Annotated in this window: 8 protein-coding genes; 4 read left to right on the top strand and 4 right to left on the bottom strand. The window is 70.2% G+C overall.

Translation table 11 applies throughout. The annotated features are described in order from the left end of the window. Nucleotides 1–282: 282 nt before the first annotated feature. The 4 genes from ACOJUJ_RS19500 to ACOJUJ_RS19485 all read right to left on the bottom strand — a co-directional run bounded on the left by ACOJUJ_RS19500 (nucleotide 283) and on the right by ACOJUJ_RS19485 (nucleotide 7,177). On the bottom strand, nucleotides 283–1,476 hold the full coding sequence (locus tag ACOJUJ_RS19500; protein ID WP_420128573.1) for a sugar ABC transporter substrate-binding protein: 1,194 nt from the start codon (nucleotides 1,474–1,476) through the stop codon (nucleotides 283–285). Nucleotides 1,477–1,555: 79 nt separating this feature from the next. Beyond that, entirely contained in the window at nucleotides 1,556–2,980 is a 1,425-nt protein-coding gene (locus ACOJUJ_RS19495) for a glucoamylase family protein (protein ID WP_420128572.1), read from the bottom strand. A 208-nt stretch (nucleotides 2,981–3,188) separates the two neighbouring features. Further along, nucleotides 3,189–6,125 (bottom strand): TonB-dependent receptor, encoded by a 2,937-nt coding sequence (locus ACOJUJ_RS19490; RefSeq protein ID WP_420128571.1) that lies wholly within the window; start codon nucleotides 6,123–6,125, stop codon nucleotides 3,189–3,191. Nucleotides 6,126–6,154: 29 nt separating this feature from the next. Then, entirely contained in the window at nucleotides 6,155–7,177 is a 1,023-nt protein-coding gene (locus ACOJUJ_RS19485; RefSeq protein ID WP_420128570.1) for a LacI family DNA-binding transcriptional regulator, read from the bottom strand. A gap of 283 nt (nucleotides 7,178–7,460) precedes the next feature. Between ACOJUJ_RS19485 and ACOJUJ_RS19480 the strand changes: the two genes are divergently transcribed. The 4 genes from ACOJUJ_RS19480 (at nucleotide 7,461) to ACOJUJ_RS19465 (ending at nucleotide 14,374) form a co-directional block, all read left to right on the top strand. Beyond that, entirely contained in the window at nucleotides 7,461–7,907 is a 447-nt protein-coding gene (locus ACOJUJ_RS19480; protein ID WP_420128569.1) for a GxxExxY protein, read from the top strand. Nucleotides 7,908–8,247: 340 nt separating this feature from the next. After that, nucleotides 8,248–10,008 (top strand): circadian clock protein KaiC, encoded by a 1,761-nt coding sequence (kaiC, locus tag ACOJUJ_RS19475; RefSeq protein WP_420128568.1) that lies wholly within the window; start codon nucleotides 8,248–8,250, stop codon nucleotides 10,006–10,008. Further along, nucleotides 10,005–10,298 carry a circadian clock KaiB family protein gene (locus ACOJUJ_RS19470; protein WP_420128567.1) on the top strand — a complete coding sequence of 98 codons (294 nt, stop codon included), beginning with the start codon at nucleotides 10,005–10,007 and terminating at the stop codon, nucleotides 10,296–10,298. Before kaiC ends, ACOJUJ_RS19470 begins: the two co-directional genes overlap by 4 nt. Further along, nucleotides 10,295–14,374, top strand: coding sequence for a PAS domain S-box protein (locus ACOJUJ_RS19465; protein ID WP_420128566.1), 4,080 nt, complete (start codon nucleotides 10,295–10,297; stop codon nucleotides 14,372–14,374). Before ACOJUJ_RS19470 ends, ACOJUJ_RS19465 begins: the two co-directional genes overlap by 4 nt. The last annotated feature ends 156 nt before the right edge of the window (nucleotides 14,375–14,530 follow it).

The following is a 14,530-nucleotide window of genomic DNA, read 5'->3' as shown; positions in this document are numbered from 1 at the left end:
GTCGGACGCCAGTGCGATCCCCATCGTCGAGTCTCGATCCTTCCGCAACCCAACCTCCCCCAGTCTTTTTTGGGGGAGGTACGAGCCTAAGCGAGCGGAGGGGGCGCGCCGCGCTTTCCGCAGCGCTCCGCATTCCGACGATCACTCCGCAGCGTCCGAACCACTCCGAACCCTGCCCTACCACCCCTCCCCCGAAGTTGGGGGAGGGGTCGACCGCCGTCGCGAGGAACGAGCGAAAGGCCGGTCGGGGGAGAGGGCCCGTCGCCGCGCGCCGATGCCCGTTCATGGCTCCCGCCCCTGGCGCCGGTCCAGCATCCACCGGCGCTTCTCCAGCAGCCGGTCCACCTCGCCGTCCAGCGTGCTGAGCGCCTGGTCCACGGTGGCTTGCCCGCGCACGGCGCGCTCGCCCTGCTCGAACACCTTGCTCACGATCTGCTCGGATTCCGGCACCTTGGGCAGCGGCACCACGCGGTCCAGCTGGCTGCGGAACGCCGCCGCGTGGCGGTTTTGCGCCAGCGCGGGCGACTGCCAGGCGCTGCGCCGCGCGGGCAGGTCACCCGTAAGCTCGTAGAAGCGCACCTGCTGCGCGGGCTCCGAAAGGAACTCGATGAACTTCCACGCGGCCTCCTTTTGCCGCGACCCGCGAAAGAGCACCAGCGACGCTCCGCCCGCCAGCGACACGCCGGGCCCGTCCGGCCCCGGCAGCGGCGCCGTGGCCCAGGGCGCGCCCGTCACCCGCGTGCCGAACTCCCCGATCTCCCACGGGCCGGTGATCACCATCCCGATGTTGCCGCGCTCGAACTCCTGGTAGCGGTTGCTGATCTCCGACGCGCTCACCCGTGGCGCCAGCCCCTCGCGAAAGAGGTCGACGTAGAACGTAAACCCGCGGCGGAAGTCGGCGTTGGAAAAGTCGCCGTAGCGGCCGCCGTCGCGCAGCAGGGTGGCGCCGGACTGCATCCCCAGGATCACCGGCTGCGGCCATTCGTTCGTGGGCAGCAGGATGGGGTGCTGATTGGGACCCATCCGCGCCTTCATCTTCCGCATGGCGTCCAGCCACTGCGCCCACGTGGCCGGCGGCTGGGGATAGCCGGCGGCGGCCATCAGGTCCGGGCGGTAGAACAGGACGCGCGTATCCACGTACCACGGCAGCCCGTACGTCTGCCCGTCGACCACGTTCGTATCCCAGATACCGGCGAAGTAGTCCGCGCGCGGCGTCGATGGAGACGCGGCGGCGCGGGCGTCCAGCGGCTCCAGCGCGTTGAGCGCCTGGAACTCCGGCACCCAGGTGTTCCCCAGCTGCGCCACGTCCGGCGTGGCATCTCCCACGAACGCCGTCAGCATCTTCTCGTGCGCGGCGCTCCAGGGGATCTGCTGCACGTCCACCCGGATCCCGGGATTGCGCCGCTCGAACTCCGGCACCAGCTGCTCCACCACCTCGCCCTCGCGCCCCATCGCCCAGAAGCGGATGGTGCGCACCTCCGCCTTGTCCCCGCTCCCACAGGCGGTGAGCGAGAGAAGGAGCGCGGCGAGGGCTCCGCGGAGGGTATGCCGCCGATCAGCCACAGCGGCCTTCGAGCCAGCCGCCGGTAAAGCCCGCGCGGCACAGGCCGCGGACCACGTGCTCGTTGCCCCGCATCAGCCGCCAGATCAGGTCGCTGCGGTGGTTCTCGATCATCAGCACGATGGGCCCCTGGTCGATCCCCAGGTAGTCGCCGTCGAACCAGCCCACGCCGGGAACGATGCGTCCGTGCTGCAGCGGCATCGGCTGCGTGAGGGTGGGATTGAAGGAGTCCAGAAAGCCGTACCGCTGGAACAGGTGGTCGCCGTACGTCCGCCGCATGTTCATCAGCGCGGGGATGGCGATCTCGGGCGCGAACGGGATGGATCCACCCGCCGCCGTGGGCACCAGCGTCCCGTCGTCCTCCACGAAGTCGCCGCTTACGCCGCGGGCGCGGTACGTAAAGAAGGTCCGCTCCTTTCCGTCGATGACCAGCGTGGTGTCCCTGGGCCCGTCCGCCGCCGTTAATCCCCACATGTCCGGCCCGTACCCGGCCCAGCCCATGGGATTGGCGATGGCGTACTCGCGCTGCGCCAGCGTGGCCCGGCGCGAGTTCTCGAAGTAATCGATCCCCCTGCCCCGCATGTACGCGTCGCGGATGCCGCGAAAGTCGATCCACGCGTGCGAGTACTGGTGCCCGAAGAGGGGCGGAAAATTGACCTGCGGATAGCCGCGGAAGTCCATCCACACGTAGGTGGAGGTAAACGCCTCCCACGCCGAGGGATCGACCGGGTGCGTGGGCGAGCCGATGGCGAGGAGGTACAGGAACATCGCCTCGCTGTAGCCCTTGTAGTCGTGCGGGATGAAGCCGGACTCGGGGTGCCACCCCATGCTGATGTGCGGCGGCCGCGGCGTGGCGGCCCAGGCCCAGTCCACGCGGCGGTACAGCGAGTCCGCCAGCGCGCGGATCTCCGCCTCGCGCGGGTCGGCGCCGTCGAAGTACTCCGCCGCGGAAAGCACGCCCATCATCAGCAGGCCGGTGTCGATGGTGGAAAGCTCCACCCGCTCGAACCGGTGCCCCGTGTTCATGTCCAGAAAGTGATAAAAGAAGCCGTGGTGCCCGGTCGTGCCGCTGGCCGCCGGCCCCTGCGGCGCGTTCCAGAAGAAGCGGAGCGTCGTCAGCGTGCGATCCACCGCCTCGGAGCGCGACACCCATCCCCGCTCCACCCCCACCTGATACGCCGTCAGGCCGAAGCCCACGGCCGCCACGCTGCTGAACGACGGCGTGGGCCAGCGGTCCGGCACCAGCCCGTTGCGCGGATTGGTGGTGTCCCAGAACCAGCGGAAGGTGCGTTCCTGCAGCGTATCCAGGAACGCCTCCTGTCCCGCCGGAAGCGGCGCCCCGCCCCCGCTGGTGGCGGACGCGCACGCCCCGCCCGAAAGCGCGACGAAGAGAACAGCAACGCCGAAGATGGATCGCATCACGTGCACGCCGTCCCAGGTTTGGATTCGCGTGGCGCAGGAGCCGCCGCCTTGAAGGACGACGGCCCCGCACTCACGCACTCACGCACTCACGCACTCACGCACTCACGCACTCACGCACTCACGCACTCACGCACTCACGCACTCACGCACTTCCGTACCTTCGTACCTTCGTACCTTCGTACCTTCGTACCCTCGCACCGCCACCCTACCGGTGGTTGTACTCCAGCCCGATCTGCAGCCGCTGCGGGTCGCTGATGGTGCACGACGCGGTGCCAAAGTTGGCGTCGGTGCGGTTGAAGGTGCTGTAGCACCCCAGGTTGTCGAAGTTGAAGAGGTTGAACACCTCCGCCGACACGCCCACCCGGTTGCCGCCCGCGCGCAGAAAGTCCTTGCGCAGCCGCACGTCTACCATGCGGTAGGCAAAGGCGTCGGGGATGATGAACGAGTGCTTCTCCGGCGAGAAGCCGCCGCCCGCAAAGCAGGTCGCTTCGTTGTTGCAATCGAAGCGGCCGCCCACGTCCAGGCGCGTCCCCGTCCCCAGGTTCAGCAGCCCGCTGAACTGCACGCCCCACAGCCAGGGCATGTCCACGATCCAGTTGCCCACGATGCGCAGCGGCTCGTCGTTGCGCTTCTGGCGCGGGTAGTCCGTTGCGTTGGGAAAGGTGAACAGGTCGTTGAAGCCCTGCGTCTCGCGCTCCGCGATGGTCACCGCCAGCCCGGCGCCCCAGCCGCGGCCGCTCTCCACATTGCCGCGGTACGGGCGGTCTACCTTGATCTGCAGCGCGTCGTACCAGGTCTTCCCCGCGTCGTCCGCCATCAGGATGGTGCCCCACCCCGGAATGCCGCGGTTCTCAAAGCACCCCGCCACCGCGAACGAGCGCTCCGGGCAGGTAAAGTCCTGGTTGGCCCAGTAGAAGGTAAGCACGTTCTCGCTGCGCACCCCGGTGTACGCCGCCGACGCCTCCACCGTGCCGAACGCGTGGCGCACGCCCAGGTTGAAGTGCTGCGCCCGCGGCGGCCGCAGGTCGTTGGGCAGCAGCTTGACCTCAGGCGTGTTGAAGCGTGTGTCGCCGATCAGTTCCCGCAGCGCGTTGCGGTCCGTAAGGTAGCGCTCGTCCCAGGCGATCTGGTTCCCCGTGGGCGTCTGGCCCGGCAGCGCGAAGAACAGCGTGTAGCTGGGATGCTGCAGCGCGAACGACTCTTCCAGCGCGTGGTCGAAGAGCTGGCGGTCGTAGAAGATGCCCCAGCCGCCGAACACCGCCGTGCGCTGCTGGCTGTCCAGCGCGTAGCTGAAGCCCAGGCGGGGCTGGATGGCGCCATAGAACGGCGAGCGGTCGTCACCGTCCGTGAAGTAGCGGTCCGGGTCAAGCGGGCGGAACAGGCGGTCCTGGTACTTGGTGAGCGAGTCTACGATGGCGCTGGGCGTCACGTAGTCGTAGTTCATCATGTGCGTCTCGAAGTCCCAGCGCACGCCCAGGTTCAGCACCAGCCGGCTGGTGGGCGACCAGTCGTCCTGCAGGTACACCCCGAACTGCGTGTTCTGTGCGCCAAAGTCCGGGTCGCCCGTCTGGAACTCCACCCGCTGCGGCGTGGCGAACCCGCCAAACCAGGGCTCGTACACAAAGCGCGGGTTCTCGCTGTTGCGCTTGTGGATGTCGTAGTCCAGCCAGTCCAGGTTGAAGCCGCCCTTGAGGACGTGCTCGCCCCCCATCCGCCACCCCGTCCAGGTAAGGTCGTTGCGCAGCGACAGGCGCAGCTGGCGAAAGTCCTGGCTGCTCACGTTGCCGCCGATCTGCGCGCAGCAGCCAAAGCCGAAGAAGCGGTTGGGCACGTCCGGGTTGAGCGCCGCCGGGTTGTAGCGGTAGTTCTGCAGGCTGAGCGTGGCCTCGTTCAAAAACTCGCCCGGCGTCCACACGTGCTTGAGCACCCCGGTGTGGATGTCGTTGTTGAACAGGGTGGCCGCCTGATAGCTGTCCAGGTTGCCAAAGTTGCGCACGTCCTCTTCCATGCGCATGGAGTAGCTGAGTTCCATGAAGCTGTTTTCACGGTGCTGCCAGCTCAGCTTGCTGAAGCCCAGCCACGCGTCGAACGGCTGCCCGAACTCGCGGTTGCCGCTGGCGAAGTCGATGGTGTCCAGCGCGGGGTAGCCCGCGGGCGGCACGATGTTCACCCGCACCGCGCGCTGCTGCTCCAGCCGCTCCAGGCTGCCGAAAAAGAACAGCCGGTCGCGCAGGATGGGGCCGCCCACGTTGGCGCCCCACTGCAGCTTCTCGAACTCCGGCCGGTCGTAATTGGTCGCCGTGTCGGCCGTGGCGGCCTGAAAGCGGTCCAGGGCGATCAGCTCGCGGTTCTGCCAGTTCACGAACGCGTCGCTCTCCCACCAGTTGCTGCCAGAGCGCGTGGTGGCCGTGATCACGGCGCTGCTGGCCTTCTGGTACTCGGCCTTGAAGTTCTGCGTGATCACGCGAAACTCGCCCACCGCGTTGCGGGGGAACGGGTTGCCGCGGCTGGCGTCCTGCCCCACCACGCCGCCCGCCAGGATGTCGTTCTTGTAGCTGGCTCCGTCCACGAACACGTTCACCTGCTCCGCGCCCTGCGCGCCGGCCGTGAACGTCTTGCGCTGCCCGTCCAGCGTGGCGTTCTGCAGCTGCGTGCCGGGGGCCAGCTGCGCCAGGCTGAGGAAGTTGCGGTCCGCCGTGGGCAGCGCCTCCACCTGCTGGCGGCTCACGTTGGTCGCCACCTCGCTGGTGCGGGTCTCCGTCGCCCCCGTTCCGGAGCTCACGGTGATGGCCTCCAGCTGCACCGCCTGCGCGGCCAGGGTAAAGCTGGCGTCCAGCGTCTGCCCCACGCCCACCTGCACCGTGCGGCTCTGCGTTCCCTGCCCCACGCGCGTCACCGTAAGCTCGTACGGGCCGGGGCGCAGGCCGGGGAGCACGTAGCCGCCGTTGGCGCCGGTGACCACCGTGCGTCGCTGGTTGGTTTCCGTGTTCCGCGCCACCACCGTGGCCCCGGCCACGTCCTCGCCCGCGGGGCCGCGCACCGTTCCCTGGATGCGCCCCGTGGTCGTCTGGGCCGCACCGGGCGAGGCCCAGAGCAGACCGAGGAACAGAAAGACCGCACGGACGATGGATCCTGGTTTCATGGGCGTTCTCCTGGGTGGGGTGGGTAAGATCAGCGGAAATCCTGCAGAGACGGCGGATCGTCCGTGCCGCCGCCGCACGAGCGGCGTACGACCAGACGCGTTTCGAGCAGCTCCTGCGCGGGGGGCGCGTCGCCCGCGATGGCGTGGCACAGCAGTTCCACCGCGCGGGCGCCCATCCGGTTCACGTCCACGCGGACGGAGGAGAGCGACGGGCTCAGGTAGCGGCCGATGGGGATGTCGTCGAACCCCGCCACCGCCACGTCGTCCGGCACCCGCTTTCCGGCGCGGCGCAGGGCGCTGATGGCGCCCACGGCCATGGAGTCGTTGGCGCAGAAGATCGCCGTAGGCGGATCGGGATCCGCGGCCAGCTCCGCCGCGGCGCGGTAGCCGCCCGCCTCGGTAAAGTCGCCCTCGGCCTCCACCCCTTCGACCGCGTCCGCCTCCTCGATGGCGGCGCGAAAGCCGCGCAGCCGCTCGCGGGCGTCGAAGTTGGCGGCGGCGCCGGTGATCATCCCCACGCGCCGGTGCCCCAGGCCGATCAGGTGGCGCACCATCTCCCGCGCGCCGCCGTAGTTGTCCACGTTGATGGCGTTGAACCCCGTCCCCGCCACGTCGCAGTTGAGAAGGACGACGGGGACGTCGGGGGGAAGGCACCCTTCCAGCTCGGCGCCGCCCACGTCGGGCGACATCACGATCATCCCGTCCACCCGGCCCCGCATGGCGCCCACGGCAAACTCGATCTCGCGCCGCCCGTCGTGCGACCCGCTCAGCAGCAGGTGGTAGCCACGCTGCTGCGCCTGCGGGTCCATCCCCCGGATCACCTCGCTGAAGAACTCGCCAAAGAGGTCGGGAAGCACCACGCCAAAGACGTCGGTGCGGCGGGTGATCAGGCTGCGGGCCGTGCCGTGGGGCAGGTAGCGAAGCTCGGCGGACGCGGCCTCCACGCGGCGGCGCACGTCGTCGCTTACCGGCCCGGTGCCGTTGAGCGCGCGAGACACGGTGGTGACCGACACGCCGGCCCGCTGGGCCACGTCACGGATGGTGATGCTCACAGATCGTCCCCGCGGGTGAACGGGCCGTGCTCGGAGGGTGAGCAACTCGATTGTGGAAACGTTTTCATGGAAACGTTTCCAGAGATACGGCGCCGTCACACCGCTGTCAAGGGAGATGCACGCCACGATGACGAGCCGGCGTTCCGGCTCGGCAAAAGATTGTCTCACGCAGAGGGAGCAGAGGAAGCAGAGGACGGGCATCCCTGCTTTACGAGGGTCCTGTGCCGGGCAGAAGCGTGGGAGGGGTCTTCCGGAGTGAGAAGCCGCCGTGTACTTTGTTCACATGCTGCCGCTTTCTCATCTTCAGAAGCAACCGGAAATGCGAGACATCAACCAGATCACGGGCGCGATTGTCGACGCTTCATACCGCCTCCACACCCGGATTGGACCAGGGTTGGTAGAATCCGTCTACGAAGCCGTGCTGGCTCGCACCTTGGAGCAGCAGGGCCTGACGGTGGAGCGGCAGAAGGCGATCTCGTTCGACCTTGACGGAATGCGCTTTGAGCAGGCGTTTCGCGTGGATCTGCTCGTGGAGGGCAGTGTGGTGGTCGAGTGCAAGTCCGTCGAGAAGCTGGCGCCGGTTCACGCCAAGCAGGTGCTCACGTATCTGCGCCTGCTCAACCTGCCCATCGGCCTCCTGATCAACTTTGGTGCAGCCAGACTGAACGACGGAGTTCACCGGATCGTGAACTCCCGCACCTCCGCGGCCCGCGCGATTCTGGACGTGTGAGCAGACGTCCAGGCAGCGGGAGGAGGCCGGTCCTCTGCTTCCTCTGCTCCCTCTGCGTGAGACAATCCGTTTCCCTTGCCTGACGTTTACGGACATCTATAGATATCACGCGGAGAGAAGATCCGTCGGAACGAGCAGAACCAGGCCATTGGAGCGCCCCTATTGTAACAGTCATTGCGAAACCCAGACAAAGGTGTCAGATTGTAGCAGTCGGCACGCGACCCCCAGAACCGCTCCCACGGCCCCGTCCGCACCGCCCGCCCTGAAATCCGCTCCTGACCCGCGCACGCCACCAAACGCCGGTTTGCCGCACCCGCCCCATACCCGCCGCATCCGCACCATGACCCAGGATTCAACACTCGCCCTCCCCGGCTCCAAGGCGCCCACCGGGATCGACGGGTTCGACGAGCTTACCGGCGGCGGCATCCCCCGCGGCCGCATCACCGTGCTGCTGGGCGGGCCCGGGACGGGAAAGACCGTGTTCTCGCTGCAGACGCTGGTACGCGGCGCGCTGCAGGGACACGAGCCCGGCATCTTTGTCGCCTTCGAGGAAGACAGCCGGCGCATCCGCGAGAACGCCGACTCGTTCGGCTGGGACCTGCCGGCGCTGGAGCGGCAGCACCTGTTCTTTCTGGACGCCTACGTCTCGCCCATGCACGCGGTCACCGGCGACTTTGACCTGAACGGAGTACTGGCGCAGGTGGCGGCCAAGGCGGAGGAGATCCGCGCGCGCCGCATCGTCTTTGACGGGGTGGACGTGCTGCTGGCGCTGCTGGACGGGCCGGCGGCGGCACGCCGCGAGCTGCACCGGCTGTTCGAATGGCTGGCCGCGCGCGACCTGACCGCCCTGATCACCGCCAAGGTAGAGGGCCCCGACCCGCTCTCGGCCCCGCAGTACGGCTTTCTTCCCTTCATGGCCGACTGCGTGGTCCTGCTGCAGCACGGGCTGCGCGAGCGGGTGAGCGTGCGCGGGGTACGGGTGCTCAAGTACCGCGGCTCCGGCTTCGCCGAGAACGAGTTCCCCCTCACCCTCACCCCCGGCGGCGTGGAGGTGGCCACCTACGGCAAGGCCGACCTGGACCACCCGGTGTTCCAGGAGCGCATCCCCACGGGGATCCCGCGGCTGGACACCATGCTGGGCGGCGGGTACTACCGCGGCAGCAGCATCCTGGCGACCGGCGCCCCCGGCGTGGCCAAGACCACGCTGGCGGGATGCCTGGCGCAGGAAAGCTGCGCCCGCGGCGAGCGGGTGCTCTTTCTTTCCTTTGACGAGCCCGCCGCGCAGATCGTCCGCAACCTTTCGTCCGTGGGGCTGACGCTGGACCGGTGGGTGCAGGCGGGGCTGCTGGACATCTGGTCGCTGCGCTCCGAAGCGCGCGGCGTAGAGGAGCACCTGATCGAGATCAAGCGCCGCGTGACGGCCTTCGAGCCCGCCGTGCTGATCGTGGACCCCCTCTCCGCCCTGGCCAAGTCCGGCGGCGAGGTGGCGGCGGTGGACGGCAGCCTGCGCCTGCTGGACTTCGTCAAGTCGCGCGGCATCACCGTGCTGTGCACCAGCCTGCAGGAAAGCGCCGATCCTCTCGCCGAGCAGTCGGCGCTGCGGGTGTCCACCATCGCCGACACCTGGTTCCACCTGTCCTACCACATCCGCGGCGGCGAGCGCAACCGGGCGCTCACCATCGTCAAGTCGCGGGGGATGGCGCACAGCAACCAGGTGCGGGAGATGGTGCTTTCGTCCACCGGCGTTACGCTGGCCGACGTGTACGACGCCGGGGGCGAGGTGCTGATGGGGACGGCCCGGTGGGAGAAGGAGGAGGAGGCCCGCCGCGAGGCCCGCGCCGCCGAGCGCGCCGCCGCCCGCCGCACCCTGGAGCTGCAGCGCGCCGAGGCCGACCTGCGCACCCGCATGGCCGCCCTGCAGCACGAGCTGGACACCTTTGCCGCCGAGCGCAAGCTGCTGGAGATGGACGGCACCGCCGACGCCGCGCAGCGCGTCCGCGACGCCGGCCGCATCGCGGCCCTGCGCCGCGCCGACGCCGTGGGAGACGTGGGAGACGTGGGAGACGCGGGAGACGCAGACGCCGCGGGAGACGCGGCATGACGCCCGGCGCCGCGGACACCCGCCCCGAGGTGCACCTGCGCCTGTTTGTCGCGGGAAACGCGCCCAACTCGCTGGCCGCGCTCCGCAGCCTGCGCCGCATCCAGGAAGAGCTGGACGGAGGCCCGGTGCGGGTGCGCGTGGAGGTGGTGGACGTGTCCGTGGACCCCGCCCCCGCGCTGCGCGACGGGGTGGTGGTGACCCCCACGCTGCTGCGGGCCGAGGCGCCCGGGGTACGGGTGCTGGGCAACCTTTCGGACGCCGCGGCCGTCCGGGACGCGCTGCGCCTGTGATCCGCCCCGCCTCCGCCGATGGCGCCGCGCCCCCTGACCGGCTGCACGAGCTGGCCCGTCAGCTGGCGGCGGTGCAGGCAGAGATCGAGGAGATTACCGGGGGGCAGATCGACGCCGTCGTCGACCCGTCCTCCTCGCTCACCCTCCTTCTCCGCGGCGCGCAGACGGTGCTGCTGCACCAGGAGCAGGAGTACCGCGCGCTGGTGGAGCACTCTCCCGACCTGGTGGCGCGCTTTGACCGCGACCTGCGGGTGATGTACGCCAATCCCGCCACCCGCCGCCAGCTGGGCGCCGCGACCGAAGAAGACGCGCGCGGGCGCACCGTGATGGAGATCACCCGTGGCCGTCCGGGCACCGCCGCCTGGCAGGCCGCCATCGGCGACGTCGTACGCACCGGCCGGCCGCGCGAGGGCGAGTTCCTGTTCCAGGGCGAGGGCGGCCCCGTGGCCCTCAGCTCGCGCATCCACCCCCAGCTGGGGCCGGACGGGCGGGTTGAGTCGGTGCTGGTGGTGGCGCGCGACACCACCGAGCGCCACCGCGCCGAAGCCGAGGTGCGCGAGTCGCACGCCTTTCTGCAGTCGGCGCTGGACGCGCTGTCCGCCCACCTGGCCGTGGTGGACCCGGCGGGCGACATCGTGGCCGTGAACGAGGCGTGGCGCCGCTTTGCCGCGGACAACGGGCACACCGGCCAGGTTGAGGGCGGCAACTACCTGCGCGTCTGCGACGCCGCCGGCCCGGACGCGCCCTTCGCGAGGGCGGCGGCGGAGGGGATCCGCGCCGTGCTGGCCGGGCACGCGCCCTCGTTCGACATGGAGTACCCCTGCGACGCGCCCCACGAACGGCGCTGGTTCACCATGCGGGTAACGCCGCTGCAGGCACGCGGCCGGCCGCACGCGGTGGTGGCGCACGAGGACACCACCGCCCGGCGGATGGCCCAGGAAGAGCGCGACGGGCTCATCCGCGCGCTGGACCGCCTGGCCGCCGAGCGTGCGGCCGTCCTGCGGCAAATCGGCGAAGGGGTGGTGGTGGCCGACCTGGAGGGGCGCATCACCTTCTCCAACTCCGAGGCCGACCGGCTGCTGGGGCTCTCGCAGACCGGAATGCCGGCGCACGACCCCTCGCGCGCCGCGCGGCTCTTTACCATGGACGGGGAGCCGCTGGCACCCGAGGAGGTGCCGCTGGTGCGGGCGGTGCGCACCGGGCACGAGGTTCCCGAGTTCATGATGCAGGTGGCCCACCCCGGCGGCACCCGGCTGGTGGTGGAGGGCGCCGCCAACCCGGTGTTCGAGGGCGGCCGCCGCATCGGGGCGGTGGTCACCGTGCGCGACGTCACCGCCCGGGTGATGGCCGAGGTGGAGCGCGAGGAGCTGACGGTGCGCGAGAGCGCCGCCCGCCTGGCCGCCGAGGCCGCGCGGGAGCGGGTGACGCGCATCCTGGAGAGCGTGACCGACGCGTTTTTCGCGCTGGACCAGGAGTGGCGCTTCACCTACCTGAACCCCCAGGCGGAGCCGCTGCTCTGGCGCCCGCGCGAGTCGCTGCTGGGGCGGGTGATCTGGGACGAGTTTCCCGAGGCGGTGGGCTCGACGTTCGAGCGCGAGTACCGGCGGGTGGCGGGGGAACGGGTTCCGCGCACCTTCGAGGCGTACTTTCCCCCCCTCAAGAGCTGGTTCGAGGTGCACGCCTACCCGGGCGAGGAGGGGATCTCCGTTTATTTTCGCGACATCTCAGACCGCCGCGAGCGCGAGCGCCACGCCGCGGCCCTGGTGGAGCGGCTGGGCGCCGAACGCAGCCTGCTGGAAGCCGTGCTGCGGCAGCTCCCCGTCGGCGTGATCATCGCCGAAGCGCCCACGGGGCGGCTGATCATGGGCAACGCGCGCATCGACGAGATCTGGCGGCACGGCTACCTGTCGTCCGAGTCGATCTCCCAGTACAGCGAGTGGGAGGGCTTTCACGCCGACGGGCGGCGGGTGCAGGCGCACGAGTGGCCGCTGGCGCGTGCCCTTCGCGACGGCGAGAGCGTGGCCGGCGAGGAGTACACGATCGTGCGCAGGGACGGCGTGCGGGGGACGGCCCGGCTGAGCGCGTCGCCCGTGCGCGACACCCGGGGCAAGGTGGTGGCCGGGGTGGTGATCATCGCCGACGTGACCGAAGAAACGGCCGCGCGGCGCGCCCTGCACGCCAGCGAAGAGCGCTACCGCCTGGTTTCGCGCGCCACCAGCGACGTGATCTGGGACTGGGACGTGGTCAGCGGGCGCCTGGAGTGGAACGAGGCCGTAACGCCCGTGCTGGGATACGAGCCGGTCGAGATCGCCGCCGACCTGCAGTGGTGGTACGACCTCATCCACCCCGAAGACCTGCCCCGGGTGGCCGCGCGGCTGGAGGCGGTGCTGGCGGGTCCGGAGCTGGCCTGGTCCGACGAGTACCGCTTCCGCCACGCCGGCGGCGGCTGGCTGCGCGTCTTTGACCGCGCCTACCTGCTGCGCGACGGAGCGGGGCGCGCCGTGCGGATGATCGGCTCCATGCTGGACCTTACGGAGCGCACCCGCGCGGAAGAGGCGATCCGCTTTCAGGCGGTGCTGCTGGACGCGGTGGAGCAGGCGGTGGTCGCCTACGACGTCGAGGGCGAGGTCATCGCCTGGAACCGCTTTGCCGAGCGCCTGTACGGCCGGCCGGCCGTGGAGGTGCTGGGGCGCCACTGGTCGCAGGTGTTCCCCGACGGCGGGATGGAGCGGGTGATGGTGGAAAGCCTGGCCGCCGCCGTGCGGGGCGAAAGCTGGTCGGGCGAGGTGGAGGTGACGCGCGCGGACGGCGGCCGCATCCTGGTGCAGGCCACCCACGCGCCGCTGCGCGACGGGGCCGGCGGCACCATGGGGATCGTGGGCGTCACCAGCGACATCACCGAGCGCCGCGGGCGGGAGGAGCAGCTTCGGCAGTCGCAGAAGATGGAGGCGGTGGGCAAGCTGGCGGGCGGGGTGGCGCACGACTTCAACAACGTGCTCACCGTCATCCGCGGCCACGCCGACCTGCTGCTGAGCGAGGTGGCCGAGGGGAACCGCTTGCGCGAGGACCTGCGGCAGATCTCCGGCGCGGCGCAGCGGGCCGCGGCGCTCACCGGCCAGCTGCTGGCGTTCAGCCGCCGGCAGGTGCTGCAGCCGCGGCAGCTGGAGCTGAACGCGCTGGTGGCCGGGCTGGTCCCCATGCTCACCCGGCTGCTGGGCGAGGACGTGCGGCTGGAGGTGCGGACGGATCCCCCGCCGCTGTACGTCTCGGCCGATCCCGGGCAGCTGGAGCAGGTGCTGCTCAACCTGAGCGTCAACGCGCGCGACGCCCTGCCGCCCGGCGGCCGCATCCGCATCGAAACCGGGAGCGTGGTGTTCGACGGATCCGAGGCGGCGTGGGACGGCACCGCGATCCCCGCCGGGCGCTACGTGGTGCTGTCCGTGGGCGACACGGGCGAAGGGATGCCGCCGGAGGTGATGAGCCGCGCCTTCGAGCCGTTCTTCACCACCAAGGAGCCCGGCCAGGGCACGGGGCTGGGGCTTTCCACCGTATACGGCATCGTCAAGCAGAGCGGCGGCCACCTGCGCGTGCACTCGCAGGTGGGCGAGGGCAGCGTCTTTACCGCCTACCTTCCCCGGCTGGACGCCGTGGATCCCGCCCCGCCGCCGGCGCCCGAGGCGGCGGCCCCGGCCGGGGGAACGGAGACGGTGCTGCTGGTGGAGGATGAGGAAGCGGTGCGGCGCTTTGCCCGCCGCGTGCTCACCCGTGCCGGCTACACGGTGCTGGAAGCGGCGGACGGCGCGCAGGCGGTGGAGGCCGCGCACCGGTTCGCCGGACAGATCGCCGTGGTGGTGTCGGACGTGGTGATGCCGGCGATGGGCGGCTATGCGACGGCCCGGGAGCTCGCGAGCATCCTTCCCCACACGCCGGTCGTCTTCATCTCCGGCTACACGGGCGAGGACGTGCTGCGCCGCGGCGGCCTGCCCCCCGACGCGCCCTTCCTGCAGAAGCCGTTCACCCCCGCCGCCCTGCTGGAGCAGGTGCGCCAGGCCATCGACACGCGCGCGACGCGCTGATTCCGGGATCTGGCGTAACCCTCGGTTATTCACCAGAAACCAGACCTCAGGGTCATACAAAGAAAGAACCCATGTCGCATGTTCTTGAGCAGCGGTAGGATGGGTGGTGTCGAAGCAACCATCCGTCCGCGTACCCTCGAATACACGACATGGGTG

The sequence above is a fragment of the Longimicrobium sp. genome (assembly GCF_048594345.1).
Lineage (GTDB): Bacteria > Gemmatimonadota > Gemmatimonadetes > Longimicrobiales > Longimicrobiaceae > Longimicrobium.
The sequence above is the reverse complement of the archived record's forward strand: the minus strand, read 5'-3'. Positions and strand labels throughout refer to the sequence as shown.